The organism is Aeromonas sp. AE23HZ002T15 (assembly GCF_054165525.2).
In genome coordinates, this window is sequence record NZ_CM201342.1 from 967,942 (window position 1) to 994,496 (window position 26,555).

21 protein-coding genes and 1 riboswitch are annotated in these 26,555 nt (G+C 62.9%); of the genes, 7 read left to right on the forward strand and 14 right to left on the reverse strand.

What is annotated here, in order from left to right; genetic code table 11:
• The first annotated feature begins 153 nt into the window (after window positions 1-153).
• Window positions 154-1,761 carry a malate synthase A gene (gene aceB / locus ACT5M9_RS04400; protein ID WP_457981415.1) on the forward strand — a complete coding sequence of 536 codons (1,608 nt, stop codon included), beginning with the start codon at window positions 154-156 and terminating at the stop codon, window positions 1,759-1,761.
• Window positions 1,762-1,833: 72 nt separating this feature from the next.
• A complete protein-coding gene (aceA, locus tag ACT5M9_RS04405) occupies window positions 1,834-3,147 on the forward strand; it encodes an isocitrate lyase (RefSeq protein WP_438396653.1) in 1,314 nt (437 codons plus the stop codon).
• A gap of 104 nt (window positions 3,148-3,251) precedes the next feature.
• Here the strand turns inward: aceA and hda are convergent, their stop codons facing one another.
• The 3 genes from hda to upp form a co-directional block, all read right to left on the reverse strand.
• A complete protein-coding gene (hda, locus tag ACT5M9_RS04410; RefSeq protein ID WP_438548921.1) occupies window positions 3,252-3,953 on the reverse strand; it encodes a DnaA inactivator Hda in 702 nt (233 codons plus the stop codon).
• Between the two features lie 279 nt (window positions 3,954-4,232).
• Window positions 4,233-5,273: a DUF8605 domain-containing protein gene (locus tag ACT5M9_RS04415; protein WP_457981413.1), complete on the reverse strand. Its 1,041-nt coding sequence runs from the start codon at window positions 5,271-5,273 to the stop codon at window positions 4,233-4,235.
• Window positions 5,274-5,408: 135 nt separating this feature from the next.
• A complete protein-coding gene (gene upp / locus ACT5M9_RS04420; RefSeq protein WP_100859262.1) occupies window positions 5,409-6,035 on the reverse strand; it encodes a uracil phosphoribosyltransferase in 627 nt (208 codons plus the stop codon).
• A gap of 175 nt (window positions 6,036-6,210) precedes the next feature.
• Here upp and purM point away from each other — a divergent pair, with 175 nt between their 5' ends.
• Together purM and purN are read left to right on the forward strand one after the other, a co-directional pair.
• Window positions 6,211-7,248 (forward strand): phosphoribosylformylglycinamidine cyclo-ligase, encoded by a 1,038-nt coding sequence (purM, locus tag ACT5M9_RS04425; RefSeq protein WP_042870525.1) that lies wholly within the window; start codon window positions 6,211-6,213, stop codon window positions 7,246-7,248.
• A 32-nt stretch (window positions 7,249-7,280) separates the two neighbouring features.
• Window positions 7,281-7,919 carry a phosphoribosylglycinamide formyltransferase gene (gene purN, locus ACT5M9_RS04430; RefSeq protein WP_457981410.1) on the forward strand — a complete coding sequence of 213 codons (639 nt, stop codon included), beginning with the start codon at window positions 7,281-7,283 and terminating at the stop codon, window positions 7,917-7,919.
• 236 nt (window positions 7,920-8,155) lie between these two features.
• On the opposite strand, the gene ACT5M9_RS04435 is transcribed toward purN, so the two are convergent.
• The 5 genes from ACT5M9_RS04435 to ACT5M9_RS04455 form a co-directional block, all read right to left on the reverse strand.
• Complete coding sequence (locus ACT5M9_RS04435; RefSeq protein WP_457981409.1) at window positions 8,156-8,917, reverse strand: Nif3-like dinuclear metal center hexameric protein; 762 nt, start codon at window positions 8,915-8,917, stop codon at window positions 8,156-8,158.
• 117 nt (window positions 8,918-9,034) lie between these two features.
• Complete coding sequence (locus ACT5M9_RS04440) at window positions 9,035-10,381, reverse strand: sigma-54-dependent transcriptional regulator (RefSeq protein WP_457981407.1); 1,347 nt, start codon at window positions 10,379-10,381, stop codon at window positions 9,035-9,037.
• Complete coding sequence (locus ACT5M9_RS04445) at window positions 10,378-11,412, reverse strand: sensor histidine kinase (protein ID WP_457981406.1); 1,035 nt, start codon at window positions 11,410-11,412, stop codon at window positions 10,378-10,380. Before ACT5M9_RS04445 ends, ACT5M9_RS04440 begins: the two co-directional genes overlap by 4 nt.
• A gap of 105 nt (window positions 11,413-11,517) precedes the next feature.
• Window positions 11,518-12,939 (reverse strand): sigma-54 dependent transcriptional regulator, encoded by a 1,422-nt coding sequence (locus tag ACT5M9_RS04450; protein WP_457981660.1) that lies wholly within the window; start codon window positions 12,937-12,939, stop codon window positions 11,518-11,520.
• Window positions 12,940-13,197: 258 nt separating this feature from the next.
• Window positions 13,198-14,052, reverse strand: a complete 855-nt coding sequence (locus tag ACT5M9_RS04455; RefSeq protein ID WP_457981404.1) for a DUF2726 domain-containing protein — start codon at window positions 14,050-14,052, stop codon at window positions 13,198-13,200.
• Between the two features lie 192 nt (window positions 14,053-14,244).
• Here ACT5M9_RS04455 and ACT5M9_RS04460 point away from each other — a divergent pair, with 192 nt between their 5' ends.
• The 3 genes from ACT5M9_RS04460 (at window position 14,245) to ppx (ending at window position 18,382) form a co-directional block, all read left to right on the forward strand.
• Window positions 14,245-14,757 (forward strand): glycine cleavage system transcriptional repressor, encoded by a 513-nt coding sequence (locus ACT5M9_RS04460; protein WP_457981402.1) that lies wholly within the window; start codon window positions 14,245-14,247, stop codon window positions 14,755-14,757.
• Between the two features lie 75 nt (window positions 14,758-14,832).
• The gene (ppk1, locus tag ACT5M9_RS04465) at window positions 14,833-16,902 is read left to right on the forward strand and encodes a polyphosphate kinase 1 (protein ID WP_457981401.1); all 2,070 of its coding nucleotides are present in this window, start codon (window positions 14,833-14,835) and stop codon (window positions 16,900-16,902) included.
• The gene (gene ppx, locus ACT5M9_RS04470; RefSeq protein ID WP_457981399.1) at window positions 16,892-18,382 is read left to right on the forward strand and encodes an exopolyphosphatase; all 1,491 of its coding nucleotides are present in this window, start codon (window positions 16,892-16,894) and stop codon (window positions 18,380-18,382) included. Before ppk1 ends, ppx begins: the two co-directional genes overlap by 11 nt.
• A gap of 71 nt (window positions 18,383-18,453) precedes the next feature.
• On the opposite strand, the gene mgtE is transcribed toward ppx, so the two are convergent.
• The 6 genes from mgtE to flgH form a co-directional block, all read right to left on the reverse strand.
• Window positions 18,454-19,797 carry a magnesium transporter gene (gene mgtE / locus ACT5M9_RS04475; RefSeq protein ID WP_457981398.1) on the reverse strand — a complete coding sequence of 448 codons (1,344 nt, stop codon included), beginning with the start codon at window positions 19,795-19,797 and terminating at the stop codon, window positions 18,454-18,456.
• A 119-nt stretch (window positions 19,798-19,916) separates the two neighbouring features.
• Window positions 19,917-20,086: riboswitch (M-box (ykoK) riboswitch) on the reverse strand.
• Between the two features lie 199 nt (window positions 20,087-20,285).
• Entirely contained in the window at window positions 20,286-21,494 is a 1,209-nt protein-coding gene (flgL, locus tag ACT5M9_RS04480; protein WP_457981397.1) for a flagellar hook-associated protein FlgL, read from the reverse strand.
• A gap of 3 nt (window positions 21,495-21,497) precedes the next feature.
• Complete coding sequence (locus ACT5M9_RS04485) at window positions 21,498-23,498, reverse strand: FlgK family flagellar hook-associated protein (protein WP_457981396.1); 2,001 nt, start codon at window positions 23,496-23,498, stop codon at window positions 21,498-21,500.
• A 3-nt stretch (window positions 23,499-23,501) separates the two neighbouring features.
• Window positions 23,502-24,593: a flagellar assembly peptidoglycan hydrolase FlgJ gene (gene flgJ, locus ACT5M9_RS04490; RefSeq protein ID WP_457981395.1), complete on the reverse strand. Its 1,092-nt coding sequence runs from the start codon at window positions 24,591-24,593 to the stop codon at window positions 23,502-23,504.
• Between the two features lie 108 nt (window positions 24,594-24,701).
• Window positions 24,702-25,799, reverse strand: coding sequence for a flagellar basal body P-ring protein FlgI (locus ACT5M9_RS04495; RefSeq protein WP_438548906.1), 1,098 nt, complete (start codon window positions 25,797-25,799; stop codon window positions 24,702-24,704).
• 34 nt (window positions 25,800-25,833) lie between these two features.
• Window positions 25,834-26,505 carry a flagellar basal body L-ring protein FlgH gene (flgH, locus tag ACT5M9_RS04500; protein WP_438549027.1) on the reverse strand — a complete coding sequence of 224 codons (672 nt, stop codon included), beginning with the start codon at window positions 26,503-26,505 and terminating at the stop codon, window positions 25,834-25,836.
• Window positions 26,506-26,555 lie beyond the last annotated feature (50 nt).

Sequence of the window (26,555 nt, forward strand, 5' to 3'; positions counted from 1 at the left end):
CAGGCGTTTTAAAAATCAGGTTGACGAGCCGGACAAACTTTTGCACCTTATGAATCGTGTTGCCCCGCTGTTACGGGGTCTTTAAGAAAAACAGGGATCGACGTTAGTCGTAGTTAATAAGTTCAAAATGTAACTTTCAAAGGAGTGAGCCCTATGTCGGCACCGGCCCAGACCATCAGCAGCACCCGTCTGCGCATACAAGGCGAGATGCTTCCCGAATACGCGCAAATCCTGACGCCGGATGCGGTGGCCCTGGTATCCGAACTGGTGGAGCGCTTCGCCCCCCAGCGCAATGAACTGCTCAAACAGCGCGTGGCCCGTCAGGCACGCATCGATGCCGGTGAATTGCCCGATTTTCTGCCAGAGACCGCCCATATCCGTGAAGGGGACTGGACCATACGCGGCATCCCCGCCGACCTGCAGGACAGGCGCGTGGAGATCACCGGCCCGGTCGAGCGCAAGATGGTGATCAACGCCCTCAACGCCAACGTGAAGGTCTTCATGGCGGACTTCGAGGACTCATTGGCGCCAGCCTGGAATAAGGTGATCGAGGGTCAGATCAACCTGCGCGATGCGGTCAACGGCACCATCGCCTACCAGAGCCCGGAGGGAAAATCCTATTCCCTCAAGGCCGATCCCGCCCTGCTTATCTGCCGGGTGCGCGGCCTGCACCTGCCGGAGAAACACGTCACCTTCGACAATGACCCCATTCCCGGCGGCCTGTTCGACTTCGCGCTCTACTTCCTGCACAACCACAAGGCGCTGCTGACCAAAGGCTCAGGCCCCTACTTCTACCTGCCCAAGCTCCAGAGCCATCTGGAGGGTCGCTGGTGGAGCGAGGTGTTCGCCTGGACCGAAGACCGGTTCGGCCTGCCCCGCGGCACCATCAAGGCGACCGTGCTCATCGAGACCCTGCCGGCGGTGTTCGAGATGGACGAGCTGCTCTATCAGATGAAGGATCACATCGTCGCGCTCAACTGCGGCCGCTGGGACTACATCTTCAGCTACATCAAGACACTCAAGAACCACCCCGATCGCGTCCTGCCGGACCGTCAGGTGGTCACCATGGACAAGCCCTTCCTGAGCACCTACTCCCGCCTGCTGATCCAGACCTGCCACAAGCGCGGCGCCCTGGCCATGGGCGGCATGGCGGCCTTCATTCCGGCCAAGGATCCGGCAGTCAACGCCGAAGTGTTCGCCAAGGTGAAGGCGGACAAGGAGCGTGAGGCCAACAACGGCCACGACGGCACCTGGGTGGCACACCCCGGTCTCGCCGATACCGCCATGGCCGTGTTCAACGCCGCCATCCCGGCTGGCGCCAGCAACCAGATCGACGTGCTGCGCGAGCAGGATGCCCCCATCACGGCCGCCGAGCTGCTGGCCCCCTGCGAGGGTGAGCGCACCGAGGCGGGCATGCGCACCAACATCCGGGTCGCGTTGCAATACCTGGAGGCCTGGATCAACGGCAACGGCTGCGTGCCCATCTACGGCCTGATGGAAGATGCGGCCACCGCCGAGATCTCCCGCACCTCCATCTGGCAGTGGATCCGCCACGGCAAGTCCCTGTCAAACGGCCAGGCGGTGACCAAGGCCCTGTTCCGCCAGATGCTGGCCGAGGAGCAGGAGGTGGTCAGACGCGAAGTGGGCGAGGCCCGCTGGCAGGCTGGCCGCTTCGCGGAGGCGAGCGAACTGATGGAGCAGATCACCTGCGCCGACACCCTGATCGATTTTCTGACGCTGCCCGGTTACGAGCGGCTCTGAAGATGAGCCCCTCGCGGGGCCTACCAATAACAAGTCAATGGACACGTGAAATCAATGGAAGAGGGAACTGATATGGCACTGACCCGTGAGCAACAGATCCAGGCTATCGAGAAAGACTGGGCGGAAAACCCCCGCTGGAAAGGGATCAAGCGCGGTTACAGCGCCGAAGACGTGGTGAACCTGCGCGGCAGCTTGCAGCCGGCGCACACCCTGGCTCAGCGCGGTGCCGACAAGCTGTGGGAACTGATCCACGGCGGCGCCAAGAAAGGCTACGTCAACTGCCTCGGCGCCCTGACCGGTGGTCAGGCGGTGCAGCAGGCCAAGGCGGGTATCGAGGCCATCTACCTCTCCGGCTGGCAGGTGGCGGCGGACAACAACTTGTCCTCCACCATGTACCCGGATCAGTCCCTCTACCCGGCCAACTCTGTGCCGTCCGTGGTGGAGCGCATCAACAACTCCTTCGCCCGCGCCGACCAGATCCAGTGGGCCAACAAGGTGGGGCCGCAGGACAAGGGCTTCATCGACTACTTCCTGCCGATCGTGGCGGATGCCGAGGCCGGTTTCGGCGGCGTGCTGAACGCGTTTGAGCTGATGAAGGGGATGATCGAGGCGGGCGCCGCCGGCGTGCACTTCGAGGATCAGCTGGCCTCCGTCAAGAAGTGCGGCCACATGGGTGGCAAGGTGCTGGTGCCGAGCCAGGAAGCGGTGCAAAAACTGATCGCGGCCCGTCTGGCGGCGGACGTCTGCGGCACCACCACCCTGGTGATCGCCCGTACCGACGCCAACGCGGCGGACCTGCTGACCACGGACGCCGATCCGTACGATGCAGGCTTCCTGACCGGTGAACGCACCAGCGAGGGCTTCTACAAGGTGCAGGCCGGCATCGAGCAGGCCATCTCCCGCGGCCTGGCCTACGCCCCTTATGCCGACATGGTGTGGTGCGAGACCGCCAAGCCGGATCTGGACGAGGCACGCAAGTTTGCCGAAGCCATCAAGGCCCAGTACCCGGACAAGATCCTGGCCTACAACTGCTCCCCGAGCTTCAACTGGAAAAAGAACCTGGACGATGCCACCATCGCCCGCTTCCAGCAGGAGCTGTCCGACATGGGCTATAAGTACCAGTTCATCACCCTGGCGGGTATCCACAACATGTGGTTCCACATGTACGAGCTGGCCTACCAGTACGCCCGTGGCGAGGGGATGAAGCACTACGTCGAGATGGTGCAGCAGCCTGAGTTCGCCGCCGCCGAGCGGGGCTACACCTTCGTGGCACACCAGCAGGAAGTGGGGACCGGCTACTTCGACAAGGTCACCACCGTCATCCAGGGCGGCCAGTCCTCGGTGACCGCCCTGACCGGCTCCACCGAAGAAGATCAGTTCCACTGATGACTTGCCGATGGCAATAAAAAACCCCGGCCTGGTGCCGGGGTTTCTTTTGGTGTTTTTTCTCACCCTGTCGAGAGTCAGCCCCAGGCCATGTCAGCGCGGGATCAGAGTTCGAGGATCTCTTTGACAAAGGGAATGGTGAGCTTGCGCTTGGCGCGAAAGGAGGCGTTGTCTAGCTGATTCAAGGTGGTGAGCAGGGTGCGCATGTCGCGCGACAGCCGGTTGAGCAGGAAGCGGCCCACGTCGATGGGGAGCTTGAAGCCCCGCAGCTCGGCGCGCAGCTGCAGGGCGCTGAGCTTGCCCTCGTCATCCAGCTCGTCCAGGTGGAAACTCACCCCCCAGTCGAGGCGGGAGGCGAGATCCGGCAGTTGCAGCCCCAGCTTGCGCGGCGCGCTGCAACCGGTGACCACCAGCGTCCCCTCGCCTTTTTCCTTCCAGCGATTGTAGAAATCGAACAGGGCCCGCTCCCACAGGGCGTTGCCGGCGATGGCTTCCAGGCTGTCGAGGCAGACCAGGGGCAGGCTCTCGAGAGCGTCGAGCATGCTGGGATCCAGCTTCTCGAACTGATCGAGGGAGAGATAGGCGGCGGCGGCGTCGCGGGCATTGACCTCGGCGCAGGTGGCGTGCAGCAGATGAGAGCGCCCCGAGCCCTTGGCACCCCAGAAATAGAGGAAAGGCGAGCCCTGACCGATGGCCGCGTTCTTGAGGGCGGTGATCAGATGGGCGTTGTTGCCGGGATAAAAACTGACGAAGGTTTCATCATCCGGTAATTGTACGGCTAAAGACAGTTGGGCCGGTTGCTTCACTCGTTGGGCTTTGACTGTGATATTTGTGCCCAAGTGTACCACCCAAGCGGCAGATAGAGAACCGCCCGGACTCGGCCGGGCGGTTAGGATCATCATTCAGGATCAAGGATGTGGCCATAAGTAACACAGGCGTCTACGCCTCAGATCGCTCAGAGAACCGCACAGAGAACCGCACAGAAACTCTCGGCCGGGCGGTTGGGATCCTCATTCAGGATCAAGGGTGCGACCATGAGTGGCGCGCCTCCCATCCTGTGGAGAGGGTCAGGATCCCGTTCAGGATCAGGGCTGCGACCATTGATAGCGCAGGCCCTGCTCGTTGTCTTCAACCTGGCGCAGCCGGCTCTCCAGTTGCAGACCCCGAACCAGCTCGGCCTTGTCACCCTGCAGGGTGAGGTTGAAGGTGACCCTGTCCCCTTCCAGCTGGCCGATCGTCACCTTGGTGACCGTGGCCATGCCCTGCAGCATCTTCTGCAACTGGATCATACCATCGATGCCGGAGAGGCCCTCCACCACCAGCACCTGGCTGGAGACGACCCCAGAGATGCGTGAGCCGTAGTGCTCCACCAGCCAGCCGGCCAGAGCATCCGCAAACCCTTGCGCCACCTCGGCCTGAGTGCCGGAACCCGCACCCTTGGTCAGCTCGGTCAGCTCACCGCCGGTCTGGGCACCCTGCTTGGGACCGTAGAGACCCCAGTCGATGCTCCACTTGCCCTCTTCCTTATCGTCAGGGGTCAGCTTGCCGAGCACCACCATCTCGGCGCCGTAGCGCTGGCTCGCGGCGAGGATGGGATCGGCGAAGCGGCCCCAGACGTCGGTGGCGTTGACCGCCATGTTGTCATCGAGATCCATCAACGGGATGCTCACCGGCAGCCCCATGGCCTGGGCCTGGGCCCGCAGGGCAGCGGCCCAACCATCGCTGGACTGATCCGCCAGGATGCGGCGCTCCCCCTGATCCAGCACCAGCCAGATGGCCATCTGCGGGCGCGCGGGCCCGAGCAGGGCAAACTTGCTCTGACCGATCAGGGCGTTGACTTTGGCGACGTTGAAGTCCGCCTTGAGGAACTTGACCGGCCCCACGTCCTGATAACCATATTGCTGCACATAGTCCGCCGGCGCCGCCAGCGCCTTGACCACCTCGGGCTGGGTCAGGATGTCGCGTTTGCCGCTCACCTTGATGAGCACCTCCCCCAGCGCCTGGGACTGAGCGGCGGCCGTGTCGCCACTGGTGGGCGCCTTGCCCTGATAGAGATCGCTCACCTGGGCCGCCGACACCACCAAGGGCAGACAACAGCAGAGAAGTGTTGCTAAGCGTTTCAGCATAAAGAAGATTCTCGAAATGGGAGATGGTGCTTATGGTAGCGGCAAGGCCGCTTTCTCAGCAAGGCGAGCGGCCGGTGCAGCACCAAAAAGCGTGAAGCCGGCGCTGGGCCGGCTTCACGGAGAGAGTATCAGGACTTACTTGGTGCCGAAGATCTTGTCACCGGCATCGCCGAGACCCGGGACTATGTAGCCCTTCTCGTTCAGACCCTGATCGATGGAGGCGCAGTAGAGCTCCACGTCCGGGTGAGCGGCTTCCAGTGCCTTGATGCCTTCGGGGGCGGCGACCAGCACCAGCACCTTGATGGACTGGCAGCCCTTCTTCTTGAGGAGATCTATGGTGGCGATCATGGAGCCGCCGGTGGCCAGCATGGGATCGATGACCAGGGCCAGACGCTCCTCGATGTTGCTGACGATCTTCTCGAAGTAGGGCACCGGCTGCAGGGTCTCTTCGTCGCGGTAGACGCCGACCACGCTGACGCGGGCGCTCGGCATGTGCTCGAGCACACCGTCCATCATGCCAAGACCGGCACGCAGGATGGGCACGACGGTGACCTTCTTGCCCTTGATCTGGTCAACTTCTACTGGCCCGTTCCAGCCATCAATGGTAACCTTCTCCGTTTCGAAGTCAGAGGTCGCTTCGTAGGTCAACAAACTGCCCACTTCTTTGGCCAGTTCACGGAAACGCTTGGTGCTGATATCGCCTTCACGCATCAGACCGATCTTGTGCTTGACCAGGGGGTGTTTGACTTCAACGACTTTCATTATTATCTCCTCTAACTGCCGCAAAAAAATCGCGGAATCATACAACAAAAGCCGCCGCTTGTAGAGCATTTCCGCGCAAAAACGCGCAAACGATTTCCTTTCTGCTTTTACCCTCCCACTGTTAGAATACGCCCCGAATTTTACCCTCCACTTGTTTATATGACGGGGAATACGCGTGACTGACAAAACCTCACTGAGCTACAAGGATGCTGGCGTGGATATCGATGCCGGCAATGCACTGGTTGAACGTATCAAGGGCGTGTCAAAACGCACTCGTCGTCCTGAAGTCCTTGGTGGTCTTGGCGGCTTTGGGGCCCTGTGTCAGATCCCTGCTGGCTACAAGGAGCCGGTGCTGGTCTCGGGCACCGACGGGGTGGGCACCAAGCTGCGTCTGGCCATCGATCTGAAGAAACACGACACCGTCGGCATCGATCTGGTGGCCATGTGCGTCAATGATCTGATCGTCCAAGGCGCCGAGCCCCTGTTCTTCCTCGACTACTACGCCACCGGCAAGCTGGATGTGGACACCGCCGCCGCCGTGGTGACCGGCATCGGCGCCGGTTGCGAGCAGTCCGGCTGCGCCCTGGTGGGCGGCGAAACCGCCGAGATGCCGGGCATGTATGAAGGGGAAGATTACGACATCGCCGGTTTCTGCGTCGGCGTGGTGGAGAAGAGCGAGATCATCGACGGCAGCAAGGTCGGTGACGGGGATGCCCTGATCGCCCTGGCCGCGAGCGGCCCCCACTCCAACGGCTTCTCCCTGGTGCGCAAGATCCTGGAAGTCTCCAAGGCCGACGTGCATCAGCCGCTGGGGGATACGACCCTGGCCAATGCCCTGCTGGAGCCGACCCGCATCTACGTGAAACCCGTGCTCAAGCTCATCAAGGAGTGCGAAATTCACGCCCTGTCCCACATCACCGGCGGCGGCTTCTGGGAGAACATCCCCCGCGTGCTGCCCGCCAACACCCAGGCGGTGATCGACGAGCAGAGCTGGCAGTGGCCGGCGGTGTTCAGCTGGCTGCAGCAGGCCGGCAACGTCACCCGCCACGAGATGTACCGCACCTTCAACTGCGGAGTCGGCATGATCATCGCCCTGCCTGCGGATCAGCTGGAGAAGGCCCTGACCCTGCTCAAGGCAGAGGGCGAGAACGCCTGGCACATCGGCCACATCGCCAAGGCGGCCGATGGTGAGGAGCAGGTCATCATTCAATGAATGACCGGATCAACAGCCAAATGACCTCTCCGATGAAACGCATCCTGGTGCTGATCTCCGGCAACGGCAGCAACCTGCAAACCGTGCTGGACCATTGCGCCAGCGGCAAGATTGCGGGTCAGGTGGTCGGCGTCATCAGCAACAGGGCCGATGCCTATGGGCTGGTGCGTGCCCAGGAGGCCGGAGTGGCCACCAGCGTGCTGGCTCAGCAGCAGTTTGCCTGCCGGGAGGATTACGATCTCGCCCTGCAGGGGCTGATGGCGGGCTATCAGCCGGATCTGGTGGTGCTGGCGGGCTTTATGCGGATCCTGAGCGGCGATCTGGTACGCCACTTCGCCGGGAAGATGATCAATATCCACCCCTCCTTGCTGCCGAAGTACCAAGGCTTGCACACCCACCAGCGCGCCATCGACGCCGGTGACAGTGAACACGGTGCCAGCGTCCACTTCGTCACCGAGGAGCTGGATGGCGGTCCCGTCATCCTGCAGGCCCGCGTGCCCATCTTCGAAGGGGATGACGCAGACGAGGTGGCGGCCAGGGTGCAGGCCCAGGAGCACAGCATCTACCCACTAGTAGTGCAGTGGTTCTGTGAAGGGCGCCTGCGGATGCAGGAGGGCGCGGCCATTCTGGATGGTGTGGCGCTGGGCTCTGCGGGTTATGCCAGCGAATAAGCCGATCCGATTCGACCTGTGAAAAAGGAGGCCCATGGCCTCCTTTTTATTTCCCGAATTTTCCCACAACAGACGCGGGCTTGAACCTGTTCACGACCTGCTGCAAGAAGTCGTCAGCAAGGTGAAGAGCTGCGCAGAAACCGGAGCGTATATGAATTCATGAGCACTCTTTCCTGCACATAAGCGAGCAGCACATGGGTCTTGATCACGGCTTCCCAGCAAGATCGTGGACAGGTTTAGACCGGGTTATCGATATCGATAAAGGTGACATCCAGCCCATGCACTGTGGCGAGCCATTCCCCCAGCGCCTTGACGCCGTAGCGTTCTGTGGCGTGATGGCCGGCGGCGTAGAAGTGCATGCCCATCTCGCGGGCGGTGTGGATGGTCTGCTCGGAGGCTTCGCCGGAGATGAAGGCATCTATGCCCTGCTCCGCCGCCAGATTGATGTAGCTCTGGCCGCCGCCGGTGCACCAGGCCACGGAGCGGATAAGCTCGGGGCCAGTATCGCCGCAATAGAGCGGCTCGCGGCCGAGGCGCTCGGCAATCAACTTGGCGAAGTCCGGCCCGCTCATGGGCTCCTCCAGCTTGCCCACCATGGCCACGCTCTTGCTGTTCCAGGGCTCCAGGCCACGGCGCACCTTGATGCCGAGCAGCCTGGCGAGCTGGGCGTTGTTGCCCACCTCGGGGTGCACGTCGAGTGGCAGATGATAGGCGAACAGGTTGATGTCGTGGGTCAGCAGAGTCTTGAGGCGACGCTGCTTCATGCCGGTTACCTGGGCCGGTTCACCGCTCCAGAAGTAGCCGTGATGGACCAGGATGGCGTCGGCGTTGACCGCCACAGCCGCATCGAGCAGGGCCTGGCTGGCGGTGACGCCGGTCACCACCTTGCGGATGCGCTCACGCCCCTCCACCTGCAAGCCGTTGGGACAGTAGTCCTTGATGGCATGGGGTTCGAGCAGGTGGTTGAGCAGGGTTTCCAGTTTTCGATGAGAGATCATGGGGGTCTCCTAACAGGGGCTGGCGCCGGCCATGGCGGCGCTAGCCCGGATACGGAACATCAGGTCCCCATGATAATCGAGCCGGGCCAGCAAGGCCACGGCGCAGGAGGGCGAGTGTCAGGCGGGCAGCTCGATGCCGGCGTCCCGCATCTGTGCCAGCTTGTAGCGCAGGGTGCGCGGGCTGATGCCGAGCCGATCCGCCACCGCCTTGCGGCTGCCGTTGCACTCCTGCAGGGTGTCCAGGATGATCTGGTGCTCCTGCAATTTCAACTCGCTGCCGAGCCCCTCGCTCGCGGCCGGTCGCTCCAGCGGGCGCAGGGCCTCGTTCATGTCCTCGTCGCTCTCCTCCAGCAACAGCTCGGGCTCCCCGATCACCCCGTCCGGGCTCAGGATCAGGGCGCGCTGCACCACGTTGTCGAGCTCGCGCACGTTGCCGGGCCAGGGGTGGGCCAGCAGCCGTGACTTGGCGCTCTCTTTGAGCCTTGGGGCTGGCAGCCCCATCTGGCTGGCGTGCAGCGCCAGCAGGTGCTCCGCCAGGGGGATGATGTCGCCGGGCCGCTCCCAGAGCGCCGTCCAGCGCAGGGGGAAGACGTTGAGGCGGTAGTAGAGATCCTCGCGGAACAGGCCATCCTGCACCGCCTTCTTGAGATCCCGGTTGCTGGTGGCGATGACCCGCACGTCCAGCGGGATCATCTTGCGGCTGCCGAGCCGCTCCACCTCTTTCTCCTGCAGCACCCGCAGCAGCTTGGCCTGCAGGCCGAGATCCATCTCGGTGATCTCGTCGAGCAGCAGGGTACCGCCCTGAGCCTGCTCGAACTTGCCGGGACAGCCCTGCACGGCGCCGGTGAAGGCCCCCTTCTCGTAACCGAACAGGGTCGCCTCCAGCATGTTCTCCGGAATGGCGGCGCAGTTGATGGCGATGAAGGTCTGCTCCGCCCGGTTGGAGTTGTCGTGAATGTAGCGGGCCAGCACCTCCTTGCCGGTACCGCTCGGGCCCGTCACCATGACGGTGGCCTCGCTGCGCGCGACCCGGGTCGCCAGCTGGAACAGCTCGGCGGTCTTGGGATCCCCATGGACCACGGCCCGCTTCTCTATCTTCTGGGGTGGCACGTAGCGGCTCACCTGGTTCAGCAGCACCTCGGGGGAGAAGGGCTTGGCGAGATAGTCGATGGCCCCCTCCCGCATGGCCCGCACGGCGCCGTCGATGTTGGCGTAGGCGGTCATCAACAGCACGGGCACCTGGGGATATTGCTGGCGGATGTTGGCCAGCAAGGTCAGGCCGTCCATGCCCCCCATCTGGATGTCCGAGATGACCATGTCGAAGCTCTGACGAGAGAGCGCCAGCAGGGCTCGCTCGCCGCTATCGGCCTCGCGGCACTCATAACCGCCGAGCAGCAGGGTATCCACCAGGGCCTCGCGCAGGCCGCCGTCATCCTCCACCACCAGAATACGGGCCTGAGTCATGCCACACCTCCAAGGCGCACCACGGCCTGATGCAGGGGGAAGGAGAGGGTAAAGCAGGTCCCCTCACCGGGCACGGAGGCGACGCTGACCTCCCCCTGATGGGCCCGCACCACGGATTGCACCACGGCCAGACCGAGGCCTGTGCCCTGGGAGCGGGTGGTGAAGAAGGGTTCGAAGATCTGGCCCAGCAAGGCGGCGGGCATCCCCTTGCCGTTGTCGAGCACCCGCAGCTCCACCCGGGCGCCGCGGCGCACCGCACTCACCAGCAGAGAGGTCGCACCGGCCTGCTGGGCGTTGGCGATCAGGTTGTTGATGGCCCCTGCCAGGGCGCTGTTGTTGGCGAGCAGGCAGAGATCCGGCTCGGGAGTCTCCATGTGCAGGGTGCAGCCCTGCTGCTGGCAGAAGGCCTCGGCCCCCGCCTGCACCTCAGCCAGTAACCCCTGTACCGAGACCGGGGCCACCACCTGGTTGTCGCCGTTTCGGGCGAACAGCAGGATGTCGTTGATCTGCTTTTCGAGATCCTGGAGCCTAGCCATCAGTTTTTGCTGGAACTGGCTGCGGGATTCGGGCTTGAGGGTACGGTTCGCGAGGTTGGCCGCATAGAGCATGGCGGCGGAGAGGGGGGTACGGATCTGGTGCGCCAGGGAGGCGGCCATGTTGCCGAGGGCAGACAGCCGCTTCATGTGGTTGACCCTGTCCTGCAATTGGCGGGTCTCGGTGAGATCCGTGATGAACACCAGCTGGCCGGGTTGATCCGCCAGGGGCTGGGTCGAGAGCTGGACCCGGCGCCCATCCCGCAGGGAGATCTCGTGGCCGTCGTCTTCACGGGGCTGGAAGCTGCGGGCGATGATCTCGCGCCAGGGCTGACCCTCCAGCGGCTCCCCCAGCAGCGCCAGGGCGGCCGGGTTGGCGCGGGTGATACAGCCCTCCCCGTCCAGCAGCAACACGCCGGTCGGCAGTGCCTGGAAGATGGCGTAGAGCTGGCTCACCTCGTGAGACTGGAGCGGATTGTCCTGCTGGAGAATTGTCATAAACCTGACCTCAAACTGGGTTTGGGGTAAGCCTATTCAATTTCCATGCCATTAAAATATCTGTTTAATATCAATATGTTGAAGTCAGGCGTCAAAGCCTTGACCTCAGGCTTCCTTGCTCATGCCGTACTTCTTCATCTTCTCCACCAGGGTGGTGCGGCGCATGCTGAGCAGGTCGGCGGCGCGGGCCACCACCCCGTCCTGGGACTCCAGGGCCTGGCGGATCAGCTCCACCTCCAGATCCGCCAGCATCTCCTTGAGATTGACCCCCTCCTGGGGCAGCTGCATGGGCAGTGCCACGGCGACCGGGGTCTCCAGCTCGGGGGGGCTCTGGAACACGGCGGCCAGGGCGTCCCGCTCATCCATCTCGGTGAGGCGCTCGTCCCGCGGCTCGCAGGGGAGCAACCGGTAGCGGCCGGGCAAGTCCGCCACGTCGACGATCTGGTTCGGGTACAGGATCAGCAGCCGCTCGATGAGATTCGAGAGCTCCCGCACATTGCCGGGCCAGGGGTACTGCATCAGGGATTCCATGGCGCGCTGGGTCAGGCGGATGATGCCCTTGTGCTGCTCCGCGTGGCGGTTCAGCAGCTCCTGCAGCAGCAGGGGGATGTCGTCCGAGCGCTCGCGCAGGGGGGGCGTCTCGATGGGGAAGACGTTGAGGCGGTAGTAGAGATCCTCCCGGAACACCTGGGTGCGGATCATCGCCTCCAGATCTCGGTGGGTTGCGGCGATGACTCGCACATCCGCCTGCACCGGCTTGCCGCCGCCGACCCGATCAAACTGACGCTCCTGCAGCACCCGCAGCAGCTTGACCTGCATGGGCAGCGGCATGTCGCCTATTTCGTCGAGGAAGAGGGTGCCGCCTTGGGCCAGCTCGAAGCGACCGCGACGGGCGGCGATGGCACCGGTGAAGGCCCCCTTCTCGTGGCCGAACAGCTCGCTCTCCAGCAGCTCGGCCGGGATGGCGCCGCAGTTGATGGGGACGAAGGGGCCCTGGCTTCGGGCAGAGAGTTCATGGATGGCGCGGGCCACCACCTCCTTGCCGGTCCCGGACTCACCGAGGATCAGCACGTTGGCGTCGGTCTCGGCCACCTGGCCGATGAGGCGGCGCACCTCCTGAATGCCCCTCCCCTTGCCTACCAGCAGGCGCAGCAGGGCCTGGCCCTTGTCGTGCAGTTGCTGGCGGGGATGCAGGGAGAGGAAGGCCTGACAGAAGTGCAGATGGCGGGTCAGGGATTCATAGGTGAAGGGCTCGTCGCTGCCACCGATGAAGTTGCTGTTGGAGTGATCCGCCTGCTGCAGGGAGAGGAAGGGAATACGGGGGAAGGCGCCGAGCAGCTCGACGAGGGGGCGCTCAAGCAGCTCGCCCGCCAGGATCCCTTGCAAGGGACCCGAGGATTCCACCGCCATGTCGAGCTCGGCCTCTTCCACCTCCTGCCAGGGGATCCCCATGAAGGAGAGCACAGTACCCAGTTGCTGACGCCGCTGTTCATCGGCATCGACAATCAATACCCCCATCGCCATCATATCCATCCTGTCGAAGCCTCTGAAATAACTTATTGTTTTTTAACTATTTTAATCTGGACGTGTCGATGCATCGCCCATTTTGTCGAGATGCACAAGGTGCCAAAATTCTGGCGGATTGTCAAAAAGTGTCGCATCTGACCCGTCCCTCTGTGGGCGGGATCACGGTGTGGGCATCTTGCCCGAGGAACAGGGAGAGAAGATGACAGGGGAAAGTCGGTAAAAAAGAGGAAGGGCCCGCAAGGGGGCCCTTTTGGAGACTCAGTGACGCATCTGCTCCCGGGGAGCGGCGTAACGGCATGCCGGGAAACGGCTGCAAGCCAGGAACAGACGACCGGCATGGGGGCCCTTCTTGGCCTCCCGCTCCACCAGCAGGGCATCGCAGCGCGGGCAGTGGGGCTGCGCCTTGGGATGCTCCTCTTCGTCATCCGGATCGCTGAACAGGTTGTCCAGCAGCTCGGGTTCCGGCAGCCCCTTCCCCGGTGCCGCCGGAGCTGGGTCTGGCTGCGGGCTGCCCAGCTTGTGCCCATGATGGCTCTCGCTCAAGTCCACCCCGTCGAGTTGCAACGGATTGAAGGTCGGCTCGCGGCGCTCACCGGGCAGCAGATCCTCGGTGGGGGTCACCGCCCTGGAGAGCAGCGGCAACAGCTGCTCGCGCAGCTCCTCCACCTGATAGTGGCTGCTGGCGGGGATCTGCAGCAGCGGTAGGCCGGCGCTGTCACAGGCCTCCTTCAGGAATTGATCCCGCGCCTTGCGCTTCTGGTGGCGGTGGGAGCTGTCATCGAGCTCGACGGCGCAGAGGAAGGAGAGATCCCCTGGGTGGCAGAGCAGGTAGTCAAAATGCTTGGCGCTGATCTTGTTGAAAGCCTGCTGCCACTTGCTCTTGCCCATGCGCGCCTCCGGCGTCAGCACGTCCGCCACCCGCACCTTGGCAAAAACCCGCGCCTTGTCACCCACAGCGAGATCCAGCACCCCGAGGAAGGAGCGCTCCGCCGGGCTGAACAGGGTCTCCTGCAGATCATAGGGCAACGTCTTGCCTTGCTTGCCGCGGGACCAGAAGATCGCCAGCAGCAGGAGCACCAATAACACCAATCCCGATACGACAAGGGTATTCATGAGGGCACTGTCCAGTTCACAAAATGAGAGAGAAGGGGCGCCACTCTAACACAGGGGGGCGACGACACGCATAGCCCCGCGAACGGCGATCGCGGGTATCGGTGTTTTTCATGGGATTTACGCGTGACGGGGCTTCATATGACCTGCCACAGCAGGCACAATGCTGGTGGAACTCATTCAAAGGAGAGCAGGATGCAAAAGCAATTGGTGGTCACCGTCATCGGGGCAGACAAGCCGGGTATCGTCGAGAGCCTGGCCAATACCATCAGCCATGAGCAAGGGAACTGGCTGGCCAGTTCCATGAGCGAGCTGGCCGGACAATTTGCCGGTATCTTGCACGTCAGCGTCCCCGATGAGCACTATCGCAGCCTGTGCGAGGCGCTGGTGATGCTGCCCGGCCTCACCGTGAGCTTCGCCGAAGGCCAGCTCAGCCCGGAACCCGCCCGCCAGGTAATGCTGAGTGTCACCGGCAACGACAGGGCCGGCATAGTCCACGAGGTGGCCAGCATCTTGCGCCAGCTCAACATCAACGTGGCCGATCTCACCACGGGCTGCGAGCCTGCGCCCCACTCCGGCGCCCCCCTCTTCTATGCCCATGCCCTGGTGGCCCTGCCCCCCCAGCTCGAGCTGGACGCCCTCATCCAGGCGCTGGAGTCCCTCTCCGATGATCTGGTGGTCGATATCGATCAAGACCTCACCGAATAGCGCTGGCTGTCATAAATTTGTCATGGTTTGACCCCATAACTGCCGCCCAGACGCAAGCTGATCACAGAGGCACATATGAGCACCGACAAGCAGTATGAAGAGAAAGAGCTGAGTTGGCTCTCATTCAATGAACGGGTGTTACAAGAGGCGATGGACAAGACGGTCCCCCTCATCGAGCGGGTCCGCTTCCTCGGGATCTTCTCCTCCAATCAGGATGAGTTTTTCAAGGTAAGGGTCTCGGACGTCAAGCGCCGCATCCTCATCAACGAGGTGCACGGCGGTGACGACGAGGCCAAGGTATTGCTGCGCGCCATCCAGCAGAAGGTGATGGCCCTTGGGGAGGCGTTCGACAACACCTACAAGGATCTGCTGATCGCCCTCGCCCGCCACAACATCTTCCTGGTCAACGAGAACCAGCTCTCCGACGCCATCCAGCAGTGGCTGCGGATCTTCTTCAAGGAGAAGGTGCTGCGCCACATCATTCCCATCCTGCTGAACAAGGAAGTGAACCCGGTCAAGTTCCTGAAGGACGAGCACACCTACCTCGCCGTCGAGATGAAAAAAGCCGGCCAGGTGATCCAGTACGCCCTGGTGGAGGTCCCCACCGACGATCTGCCCCGCTTCTTCCAGCTGCCGCCGGAAGGCACCCGCCGCAAGAAACAGATCATCATCCTGGACAACGTCATCCGCTTCTGTCTGGACGAGATCTTCAAGGGCTTCTTCGACTACGACGAGATCGCGGCCTATGCGGTCAAGCTGACCCGGGACGCTGAGTACGATCTCTCCGACCAGCTGGACCTCAGCCTGGTGGACAAGATGAGTGATGGCCTCAAACAGCGCCTCACCGCCATGCCGGTACGCTTCGTCTACGAGCGGGAGATGCCCGCCGCCATGATTAGCTTCCTCAAGCTCAAGCTGCAGATAAGCTCTTACGACGCCATCATGCCCGGCGGCCGTTATCACAACTTCAAGGATTTCATCGGCTTCCCCAACGTGGGCCGGGACTATCTGGAAAACCCCAAGCTGCCGGCCCTCGATTGCCACGACTTCGACGGCTTCGTCAACGCCTTCGACGCCATCACCAAGCAGGACATACTGCTCTATTACCCCTATCACAAGTTCCATCACTTCACTGAGCTGGTGCGCCAGGCGGCGTTCGACCCCATGGTGAGCGCCATTCGCATCAATATCTACCGGGTCGCCAAGAAGTCTCGCATCATCCACTCCCTCATCGACGCCGCCAACAACGGCAAGAAGGTGACTGTCGTGGTGGAACTGCGCGCCCGCTTCGACGAGGCGGCCAACATCGACTGGGCCAACATCCTCACCGATGCCGGGGTCAAGGTGGTGTTCGGGGTGCCCAGCCTCAAGATCCACTCCAAGCTCTGCCTCATCACTCGCCACGAGCACGGGGAGGCGGTGCGCTACGCCCACATCGGCACCGGCAACTTCAACGAGAAGACGGCCAAGATCTACACCGACTTCTCCCTGCTGACCCGCCACCCGGACATCACCGCCGAGGTGGAGGGGGTGTTCGAGTACATCGAGTACCCCTATAGGCGCTACAAGTTCAACCACCTGCTGGTCTCCCCCATCAACAGCCGTCGCCAGCTCTATCGTCTCATCGACAACGAGCTGGCCAACGCCAAGGCGGGGCAGCCCAGCGGCATCACCCTCAAGATCAACAACCTGGTGGACAGGGATCTCATCAACCGGCTCTATGCGGCCGGCCAGGCCGGGGTGCCCATCCAGATGATCATCCGCGGCATGTGCGCCCTGCGCCCCGGGGTGCCGGGGCTGAGCGAGAACATCCAGGTCATCAGCATCATAGATCGCTTCCTCGAGCACCCCCGGGTCATGGTGTTCCACAACAAGGGCAATCCCCAGCTGTTCATCTCCAGCGCCGACTGGATGAGCCGCAACATCGACGGCCGCATCGAGGTGGGCACCCCCATCTACGACGAACGCCTGAAACAACGGATCCTGGACATCCTCCAGTTGCAGTTGGGCGACACCTGCAAGGCAAGGGTCATCGATGCCGACCAGAGCAACGAATACGTGAAGCGGGGCAACCGCCGCAAGGTTCGTTCTCAGGTGGCGATTTACGATTATCTCAAACGCATAGAGTCAAACCATGGACAATAGTCTGTACGCCGCTGTCGATCTGGGCTCGAACAGCTTTCACATGGTCATCGCCCGCCTCGCAGAGGGGCGGATGCAGATCGTCGATCGCATCAAGGAGCGGGTCCGGCTGGCGGAGGGGATGGACGAGCAGCGCCGCATGTCCGAGGAGGCCATGGCCCGCGGCCTCGACTGCCTAGGCCTGTTCGCCGAGCGCCTCACCAACATCAAGCCGGATCAGATCCGTATCGCCGGCACCTACACCCTGCGCCGCGCCAGCAACGCCCGCGACTTCGTGCGCGAGGCGGCCCAGGTGCTCAACCACCCGGTCGAGATCATCAGCGGCCAGGAAGAGGCCCGCCTCATCTATCAGGGGGTGGCGCACACCCAGCATATCGAAGGCCAGGTGCTGGTGGTGGACATCGGCGGTGGCAGTACAGAGCTCATCATCGGCGAGGGGTTTGACCACAAGGCCCTCACCAGCCGCAAGATGGGCTGCGTCAGCTTCACCCAGAGCTTCTTTGCCAACGGCAAGCTGAGCGAGAAAGCCTTCAACAACGCCGTGCTGGAGGCCCAGCATCAGCTCGCCCCCATCGTCAACCAGTACCGCAAGCTCGGCTGGCAGAGCTGCCTCGGCAGCTCTGGCTCCATTCGCACCGTGCGCGACGTCTTGCAGGGGGAAGAGTGGACCGATGGCAGCATCACCCTGGCGGGGCTCGAGCGCCTCAAAGCCGAGATGCTCAAGCACAAGCGGGTCGATCAGCTCAAACTCGCGGGTCTGACCGAGGAGCGCCAGGGGGTGTTCGCCGCCGCGGTCGCCATCCTGCTCGGCCTCTTCACCTCCCTGCCCATCGAGCGGATGGAGTACTCTGACGGCGCCCTGCGCGAGGGCCTGCTGTACGAGTTCGAGGAGCGGCTGCAGCACCACGACATCCGCGAGCGCACCGCCCTCGCCCTCATCAGCCACTACCGCATCGACAAGCGCCAGGCGGCCCGGGTCGAGCAGAGCGTGCTCTCATTGTTCGACGCCCTGAGCGATCCCTGGCAGATGCCTATCGAGCCCTACCGCGCCATCCTCGGCTGGGCGGCGCGGCTGCACGAGATTGGCCTTGCCATCAACTACAGCGGCATCCACAAACACTCAGCCTACATCTTGCAAAACACCGATCTTCCCGGTTTCAACCAGGACGATCAGGCCCTGCTGGCGGCCCTGGTGCGCTTCCAGCGCAAGGGACTCAAGCTCTCGGAGCTGCCCGCCCTGCCCAACCACGACGAGCAGACGGTGCTGCGCTGCATCCGCATCCTGCGCCTCGCGGTGGCGGCCCACCACAGGCGTCAGGACAACTTGCTGCCGCCGCTGAAGGTGCTGGCCGCCGGGGATCAACTGGTGGTCACCCTGCCGACCGAGTGGTGCGAGGATAACCGCCTGCTGATGCAGAACCTGGAGAAGGAGCACCGCTATTGCCAGGAGCAGGGCTGGCCCCTGCTGTTTCAACTGAGCTAAACCCCCTCTCCCGATACAAAAGAGGCAGCCCATTGGCTGCCTCTTTTCTTATCGTGGGTTTGCTTGCCTGCTCAGTGCAACTCCGGCAACAGCAACTTGGCGATCTCGAAGTAGATGATGAGGCCGGTACCATCCACCAGGGTGGAGATGAAGGGGGCAGAGACCACGGCCGGATCTATCTTGAAACGGCGCAGCACCATGGGGATCACGGAGGCGACGGTGGCGCTCCAGAGCACGATGGCGATGATGGTCAGGGTCACGACCATGCCGATCTCGGGACCCACCCCCAGACTCCAGGCCCGCACCCAGGCCGCCAGGGCGATGGCCATGGAGATGAGCAGACCGGTGGAGAGCTCCTTCTTGAGCACTGTGCCGAGGTTCCTCATGCTCACCTCTCCCACCGCCATGGCGCGCACTATAGTGGTGGTGATCTGGGTGCCGCTGTTACCGCCGGTGCCGATCAGAAGCGGAATGAAGAAGGCCAGGGCGATGGCCGCCTCCAGCTGCTCCTCGAAGGCCCGCAGCACGGTGCCGGTATAGGCCTCCGCCACGAACAGGATCAGCAGCCAGCCCACCCGCTTGCGCCACAGCTGCCAGGGGGTCGCCTGCAGATAGGGAATATCCAGCGGCGAGGAGCCCCCCTGCAGCTCCGCATCCTCGGTGGACTCGAGCTCCAGGATGTCGGCGGCGTCGTCCACATGGAAGACCCCCACCAATCGTCCCTGATCCTCCACCGGCAGGGTCGAGATGTCGCGGTCAATGAGCAGGCGGGCCGCCAGTTCCTGATCCGCCCGGGCATTGATGCGCACCGCCTCCCGGTCCATCAACTCGCTCACCGGCCGCGAAGGGTCGGCGATGAGCAGGGACTTGAGAGAGAGGCTGCCGAGCAGGCGCTGATCACCGTTGACCACGAACAGCTGCTGGAACGGCTGGCCCTTGTCCCAGGCGTCGTGGAGCCGCTGCTTGGCACTCTCCACCGTCTCCCCCTCATGGATGGAGAGGAACTCGTGGCGCATGTTGGCTCCGACCGATTCACTCGGCCAGTTCAGCAGGGCATAGAGGCCCGACTGCACCGACTCGGGGAAGCGGGAGAGCAAGGTGTTGCGATCGCCGTCATTGAGCTTGCGCAACATACCCAGCAGCTCGCGCCGCGGCATGGCCCCCTGCAGCACGCCGACTATGCTGGCGTGCAGGCGCAGCAGCAGCCTGCCGGCGCAATCCGGTGGCAGGGAAACGAGCAGCTCGGCCCCCTTGGGGGTGGGCAGGGTATCGAAGATGCAGTTGAGCTCTTCCGGCCGCAGGGTCAGCAGTTGGTCGGCCCGCTGTACCGGATCCAGGTTGCGGGCAAGCCAGCCCTGCAGGGCGGGGAGATCGAGCAGTTGATGACGGTTGAGCAGGGTGTGTGTTTTCTTCATCACAGATGTCCTCATGTGATCCCGGGTCAGGCCCGGAAGCAGCCGATACGGCCGCCGTTTGCAAGAAAACAGCAATTTGATTGACGAGTAACAGGCAGGAAATGACGCCGTCCGGCGTGTATTCATCCCCACGTACCAGCTTTAGCACTGCATAACGTATCCGGCATGCCGGAAGCCACTTGGGTTAACACCTTAATCCGATGAAAACTGTCCTGATCTTGGGCGTCTCTGGACGTCGTGAGATCAGTGGCCTGTGTTTATGCAGGAGCCTCGCCTAACGAGATGCTGCGAAATAGGCAGGGCCCTTGGGCCATGCGGGCGGCATCATCGGCGAGGCGCCGGTCCGAGTCAAGCCAAACGGCCACTCAGCAATGGGTTGTTACAAATGGCGGGAAACAGGGCAGATAAGATGGAAACACGATGGAAGAGATGACGCAGCGGTGAGCGAGGCTCCCCCGCAGGGGAGCGCAACGGTCAATGGACAGGCATCAGCGGATATAGTCGAACAGGGTCAGCTGGCTTATCTTGCTGAACGCGAGCTGGGAGGCGCTCATGGCCGCATCTTCCTTAGAGAGGGTCGCGATCACTTCATACATGTCCGCCTCCGAGACCTTGGCCCGCGCCTGCTGATTCAGGGTGCTGAGGCCATCATTCGAGCTCATCACCTGCTCCAGGCTGTTGAGCCGGCTGCCCAGATCCCCCTGCCCCCGATCGACCTGGGTCCTGGCATTGCTCATGTGGGTGGTGGCATCGGCCACCGCCAGCTGGAAGTCATCCGCCGAGATATTGGGGTCGCGCAGGGCCGAGATGAAGTCGGACATGCCGTTGAGCACGTTGTCGTTCTTGGGGGCATCGAGGGCGAAGGTCTGATCCGCCCCCCCCGCGGGCAGGTCCAGGGTCAGCTCCAGCCCGTTGAACGAGATCTTGTTGCCCGCGCTGTAGTCGCCGCTTTGCATCACGGTGCCGCCGGCATCCTTGATCTCATAGCTGGCCGGCGGTCCCGCCAGGGTGCTCACCGTGAAGCTGTTGCTGGCCAGGGACGAGTCATAGTTGTTGCGATAGAAGCTCTCGAAGTTGCCCTGATCCCCCACCCCCACCTTGATGTTGGCGCTGGTGGCGCTGGCGGTGCGCCGGGTCGCCACCATCTCGAACAGATCGAACCCCGAGTCGTTGGCCGGGATCTGCACCGTGGGGGAGACCTGGATGCTGCGCTGGCCCGTGTCCCCCTGGAACACATAGTTGCCGCTCGCATCCTTGACGAAGGGCTGGGTCTTGCTCTGGTTGCCGCCGAAGATGAACTCTCCCTGGGAGTTCTTGCTGTTCATCAGGTCGAACATCTGCTTTTGCAGCCCTTCCAGCTCGCTCGCGATGGCGTTGCGCTCCTCGGAGCCCATGGCCGAGCTGTTCGCCTTCTGGATCAAGGTCTTGGCACTGAGCATGGCGTTGTTGATGGAGGTGAGCACAGTATCCGCGTGGCCCAGGCTGTTCTCCAGCAGGCTACCGTTGACGCCGTACTGCTTGAAGAGATCTATCTCCTTGGTCAGGGCCAGCTTCTGGCTCATGCCGGAGGGATCCTCCCCCGCCCGGGTGAACTTGTCCCCTGTCATCAGCTGGTTGTAAGCCGTGTTCTGACGCTCGCTGACCTTGCTCATGGTGGCCAGGTTGCGATCGTAGATCATGTTGGTGGTGATGCGCATGGATTACCTCACGGAGGAGAGCAGGGTGTCGAAGATGGTCTTTGCCGTGTTGACTATCTGGGCCGAGGCGGCATAGGACTGCTGGAAGCGGATGAGGTTGGCCGCCTCCTCCTCCAGGTTGACCCCGGAGACGCTCTCGTAGATGCCGGTGCTCTGGGTCAGCTTGGCCTCGTTGGCCTGCAGCAGTGTCTTGGCCTGGCTGGTCTTGTTGCCCACCCCTGTCACCAGGGCGCTGTAGGCGTCGTTGAAGGTCATCTTGTCGTTGCTGGTGGCGGCGTTGTTGTTCTTGCGCACCAGCTCCTTGTTCTGCAGCTCCGCCAGGGCCAGACCGTTGGCGTTGTCGGCAAAACCATTCTTGTTGTAACTCAGGGTGAAGCTGTCTTTCGCCTCCACCTTGCCGGTAATGCTGAAGTCATACCCCGGCGCCGTCTTGGGATCGGCATAGACCTTGGGGCCTCCCAGCGGGCTCTCGAGGGCGGCCATCAGGTTCTGCCCCTTGCTGGAGGCCGGCGCCACCCCGATGAGGGTGGTGCCATCCGCCGCATAGACTTCGTAGTTGCCGCTGTTGTCTATCTTCACTACCTGAGGCGCCGCGGGATCCAGGTTGTTGGTACCAAAACCCGAGCCTGTGCCCGTGTTGTAGACACCTGTCATCTTTATCTCGCCAGAGCCGATGTTCTGAGCGTTCTTATCCGCCTTGATGGGGGAAGCCAGCGCGATATCCTCCGGGCGAGTGATGGCGGCTTCGAGTCCTGCGGCGGCATGCTTGGTCGGCTGCAGCAGTATCTTGTCGCCGGCGGCCGGGGTACCGGAGAGATCGATCTCGATGCCATGCCCCGCCACGCCCACCTTGGCGGGCGGCGTGGTACCCGTCATGAGGGAGGTACGGTTGCCGCTGCCATCGATGGAGAAGATCTCATAGCCGGTGGCGCTGCTGAACTGCACCTCGTAATCGAAGGTGGTCACCTCGGTGCCCTTGCCGGGTACGAAGCTGACGCTGGCGGCGCCGCTGCCGGTGTTACTGCCATAGGGCAGCCCCTGGCTGGGCTTGAGGGAGAAGAGATCCCCGCCAATCTCGTTGTCCAGATCCATCCCCAGGCGGTTTTGCTGGTTCATGGCATCCGCCATGGCGGCAGCCAGCTGCCCCAGCTCCCGCTTGGAGGGCTCCAGATCCCGACGGGCGGCGAAGAGGCCGCCGATGCCGCCACCTATGTCCTTGTCGTTGACATCGGCCTTGTTGTTGCCGAGGGTGAGCTGCAGGGTCGAGTCCCGGGAGTCCGGGTTGCCCGCGACCACCTTGAACTGTGCCACCCCGCCGTCCAGCACCAGGGAGTGACCCGTGCTCATGTTCACCAGCATGCTGCCGTTGGGCTGGGTCACGGTGCGGATCTCCATCTTCTCGGAGAGCTGGCGCACCGCCTCGTCCCGCTGATCGAACAGCATCAGGCTCTCTTCCGGCGTCCCCTGGGTACGGATGATGGCCTGGTTCAGATCGTTGATACTGTTGAGCAGGCTGTTGACCCCGTCGGTCTCGTCGCTGATGGTGGCGTTGATGGTGTCGGACTGCTTGTCGAGCTGGGCGGAGAGGGTGTGGTACCTGTTCACCATGCCGTTCAGCTCGCTAAGCGTGGTTTTGCGACCACCGATCTCGGCCGGCGACTCGTTGGCGGTGTGGAATGCCTTGAAATAGGAGGTGATGGTGGTGCCCACGCTGTTGCTGCTGTCGCCGAGCAGGCTGTCGAGCTGGAACAGCTGGTCGTAGCGATTGCCGGAGGCGTGGTAGGCGGAGGTATCGCGGCGCACCTCCCCCTGGGCATAGCTGTTGATGACCCGCTGGGTCACCATGTCCCCCGTCCCCAATCCGACGGAATTGGTGTACACCAGGGTACGCTCACGTACATAGCCCTGGCTATTGACGTTGACGATGTTGTTACTGGTGGTCTGCAGCAACCGCTGCTGGGCCATCACACCCGAGGTTCCAATTCCAAGCAGATCGCTTGCCATAGCTTACAACTCCATCTCTGTGTTGCTGCTTGCGGAGTAGCCGGCGATGGCGTCACTGCGCAAGACCTGTTTCAGTTTGCTGGCGTATTGGGGATCAGTGGCATAACCGGCCTGCTGCAGTGCCTCGAAGTAGCGATCCGGACTGTCCACCTTGGCCAGCGCCCCCTTGTAACGGGAGCCGGAGGTGAGGAAGTCCACGTAGTCGTTGAAGCTCTCCTCGAACGACTCGTAGGAGCGAAACGCCGCCTTCTGGCGAGAGGCCACCCCTTGCTCATACTCCAGGGTACTCACCACCGCCTTGGGCCCCTCCCAGCGGGGATCGGCCTTGATGCCAAACAGGTTGTGGGTTATCTGCCCCTCCCCGTCCTTGATGACCCGCTTGCCCCAGCCGCTCTCCAGCGCCGCCTGGGCCACCAGTACCGCCGGGCTCAGCCCCAGCTTGTCCGCCGCCTTCTTGGCGAGCGGCATCAGCCTGTCCACGAACTCTTCCGGGCTGTCGAACACCAGCGCCGTCTTGTCCAGGGCCCGGTCACGATGCACGGCCTGTATGCCTTGCGCCGGCCCCATGGGGGGAATGGCGCGACGGCGGTGGGAGCTGGCCGTCGATTGACTCCCCCCCATCTCGTTATCAGCAAAATCTTTGCCAACTTTTGAGGCGGCAATCAGATCGTTCGGCGCCGAGGTGGGGGGCTGGTAGGGTTTGTAGACCCGCTCGGTACGCTCCGGCAGCCTGAGCACCCGGCCGTCGTTGTGAGTGAAGGTCTTCTGCTCGGGGGCCAGCTGCTTGGCCACCATCTCGGCGATGCCAATCCCCCCCTTGCTCGACATGTCGGCCACCCGCTGCTCGTCCAGCATCCCCTCGTAGAACTGGGTGTAGCTGCTGTTCATGGGATTGCCTTCCGTCAGCACAGAGTTGGCCTGGCGCATCCCCTTGAACAGGGTCTGGGTGAAGATGGACTCGAACTGGCGGGCCGCCGCCATCAGCGCCTCCCCCTTGCCTTCCTTGCTCTGGCTCATGCGGCGCAGCTTGTCCAGGTTCTGGACGTCCTGCACCATGCCAAGGTTGATCCCGCTCTGGGTGTCGAACTCTGCCATAACCTACCTCTTTGCCGCCCGTGGCAAGCCCTTGCCGCCCAACACCGACCGGATGGCCGCCCGCCCAGCGGCGAGGCCCGTCATCCCCTCATCACCCCAGCGGCCCATTTACAGGATCACCAGCTGACCCTGGATGGCGCCCGCCTGCTGCAGGGCCTCCAGGATGGCCATCAGATCGCCGGGAGCCACTCCCACCTGATTCACCGCCCGCACCAGATCGTCCAGGGTCGCGCCGGTGTCGAGTTTGAACATGCGCCCGGGCTCCTGCTGCACGTTGATGGTGGAGTTGTTGGTGATGGCAGTCTGGCCGCCCGCCAGCGGATTGGGCTGGGAGACCTGCTGGTTCTCGGCGATGGTGACCGTCAGGCCTCCGTGGCTGATGGCCGCCGGCCGCAGCTTGACCTGGCTGCCGATAACTATGGTGCCAGTGCGCGAGTTGACGATGATCTTGGCGGCTTCGCTCGCCGGATCCACTTCCAGGTTCTCTATGGTGGAGAGATAGGAGACCCGCTGGCCCGGATCCCGCGGCGCGAACACCTTGATGGAGGTGGCATCCAGCGCCTGGGCGGTGTTCGGCCCCACCAGATCGTTGACCACGTCCGCCACCCGCCTGGCCGTGGTGAAGTCGGGCCGGTTCAGGTTGAAGGTGATGGTGTCCCCCTGGCTGAAGGAGTTGGGCACCTCCCGCTCTACGGTTGCACCGTTGGCGATGCGCCCCACGGTCGGGGTGTTGACCACCACCTTGGAGCCATCCGCACCCTCGGCCCCGAGGCCCCCCACCACCAGGCTGCCCTGAGCCACCGCATAGACACGGCCGTCCAGACCTTTCAGAAAGGTCTGCAGCAGGGTGCCGCCCCGCAGGCTCTTGGCCTCGCCGATGGCGGAGACGGTGACGTCTATGGTCTGGCCGGGCTTGGAGAAGGCGGGCAGATCCGCGTGGATGGCCACAGGGGCCACGTCCTTGATCTTCGGCTTGATGTTATCCGGCACCTTGATGCCGAAGTTGTTGAGCATGGTCCTGAAGGTCTGCTCGGTGAAGGCGTTGTTCTTCTCCCCCGTGCCGGGCAGGCCCACCACCAGGCCGTAGCCGATCAGCTGGTTGCTGCGCACCCCTTCCACCGAGGTGAGATCCTTGATGCGCGAGGCGTGCGCCAGCCCGAGCGGCAGGCAGCAGCACAGCAAGGCGAGCAGACGAAGTCGATTCATGAGAGCTCCTAAAAGACCACCAGGGCCCTGAATGCTAGATGGGCCACCAGGGGCCGTTGAAGAAGCTGGTGAGCCAGCCCTGTTCCTGGGTGTTGGCCAGATCGCCGGTGCCGCCGTAATGGATGCGCGCGTTGGCGACCCGCTGGGAGGAGACGCTGTTTTCTGAGCTCACGTCCTCCGGGCGCACCAGACCGGTGATGCGGATGTATTCATTGCCGTTGTTGAGCATGATCCACTTCTCGCCGCGCACCAGCAGATTGCCGTTCGGCAAGACCTTGACCACGCTGACCGAGATGTTGCCCTGCAGGCTGTTACTCTGATCCGCCTTGGCCTGGCCCTTGAAGGCGCTGCTCTGATCCACGGAGGCGGACAGATTGTAGGGGCTGGCCGTCACCGGCACCCCGCCAAGACTCACGGGTGACAGGTCAAAGCTGTTGTCCTTGCCGCTCTGGGTATTGGCCTTCTTCGACGCCGAGGTGGACTCCGCCAGCTCTATGGTGATGATGTCACCGATCTTGTGGGCCTTGATGTCCGAATAGATGCCGTTGACCTGCTCAGGTTGGAAGATGGCGCCGGTGGGGCGCACCGACACGGGCTCGGATTCGCCGTAGACGGGGGCGAATTCGGGATCGTCGGGTCTGGCGGTGTTGGGGGTACTGGTACAGCCAGCCAGCGTCAGCAGGCTCAGCATCCATATGGCTTTCATCATGGGTCTCCTACATCAGGTGCGCTGGGTCAGGAAGGACACTAGGACCT

Excerpts from the sequence above, each read along its gene's own strand:
- flgJ (WP_457981395.1), bottom strand. The coding sequence starts at position 24,593 with ATGGCAGAGTTCGACACCCAGAGCGGGATCAACCTTGGCATGGTGCAG.
- ppk1 (WP_457981401.1), top strand. The coding sequence starts at position 14,833 with ATGAGCACCGACAAGCAGTATGAAGAGAAAGAGCTGAGTTGGCTCTCA.
- ppx (WP_457981399.1), top strand. The coding sequence starts at position 16,892 with ATGGACAATAGTCTGTACGCCGCTGTCGATCTGGGCTCGAACAGCTTT.
- upp (WP_100859262.1), bottom strand. The coding sequence starts at position 6,035 with ATGAAAGTCGTTGAAGTCAAACACCCCCTGGTCAAGCACAAGATCGGT.
- flgL (WP_457981397.1), bottom strand. The coding sequence starts at position 21,494 with ATGCGCATCACCACCAACATGATCTACGATCGCAACCTGGCCACCATG.
- ACT5M9_RS04495 (WP_438548906.1), bottom strand. The coding sequence starts at position 25,799 with ATGAATCGACTTCGTCTGCTCGCCTTGCTGTGCTGCTGCCTGCCGCTC.
- aceA (WP_438396653.1), top strand. The coding sequence starts at position 1,834 with ATGGCACTGACCCGTGAGCAACAGATCCAGGCTATCGAGAAAGACTGG.
- ACT5M9_RS04455 (WP_457981404.1), bottom strand. The coding sequence starts at position 14,052 with ATGAATACCCTTGTCGTATCGGGATTGGTGTTATTGGTGCTCCTGCTG.
- aceB (WP_457981415.1), top strand. The coding sequence starts at position 154 with ATGTCGGCACCGGCCCAGACCATCAGCAGCACCCGTCTGCGCATACAA.
- purN (WP_457981410.1), top strand. The coding sequence starts at position 7,281 with ATGAAACGCATCCTGGTGCTGATCTCCGGCAACGGCAGCAACCTGCAA.
- flgH (WP_438549027.1), bottom strand. The coding sequence starts at position 26,505 with ATGAAAGCCATATGGATGCTGAGCCTGCTGACGCTGGCTGGCTGTACC.
- ACT5M9_RS04485 (WP_457981396.1), bottom strand. The coding sequence starts at position 23,498 with ATGGCAAGCGATCTGCTTGGAATTGGAACCTCGGGTGTGATGGCCCAG.
- ACT5M9_RS04440 (WP_457981407.1), bottom strand. The coding sequence starts at position 10,381 with ATGACTCAGGCCCGTATTCTGGTGGTGGAGGATGACGGCGGCCTGCGC.
- ACT5M9_RS04415 (WP_457981413.1), bottom strand. The coding sequence starts at position 5,273 with ATGCTGAAACGCTTAGCAACACTTCTCTGCTGTTGTCTGCCCTTGGTG.
- ACT5M9_RS04450 (WP_457981660.1), bottom strand. The coding sequence starts at position 12,939 with ATGATGGCGATGGGGGTATTGATTGTCGATGCCGATGAACAGCGGCGT.
- ACT5M9_RS04435 (WP_457981409.1), bottom strand. The coding sequence starts at position 8,917 with ATGATCTCTCATCGAAAACTGGAAACCCTGCTCAACCACCTGCTCGAA.
- ACT5M9_RS04445 (WP_457981406.1), bottom strand. The coding sequence starts at position 11,412 with ATGACAATTCTCCAGCAGGACAATCCGCTCCAGTCTCACGAGGTGAGC.
- ACT5M9_RS04460 (WP_457981402.1), top strand. The coding sequence starts at position 14,245 with ATGCAAAAGCAATTGGTGGTCACCGTCATCGGGGCAGACAAGCCGGGT.
- mgtE (WP_457981398.1), bottom strand. The coding sequence starts at position 19,797 with ATGAAGAAAACACACACCCTGCTCAACCGTCATCAACTGCTCGATCTC.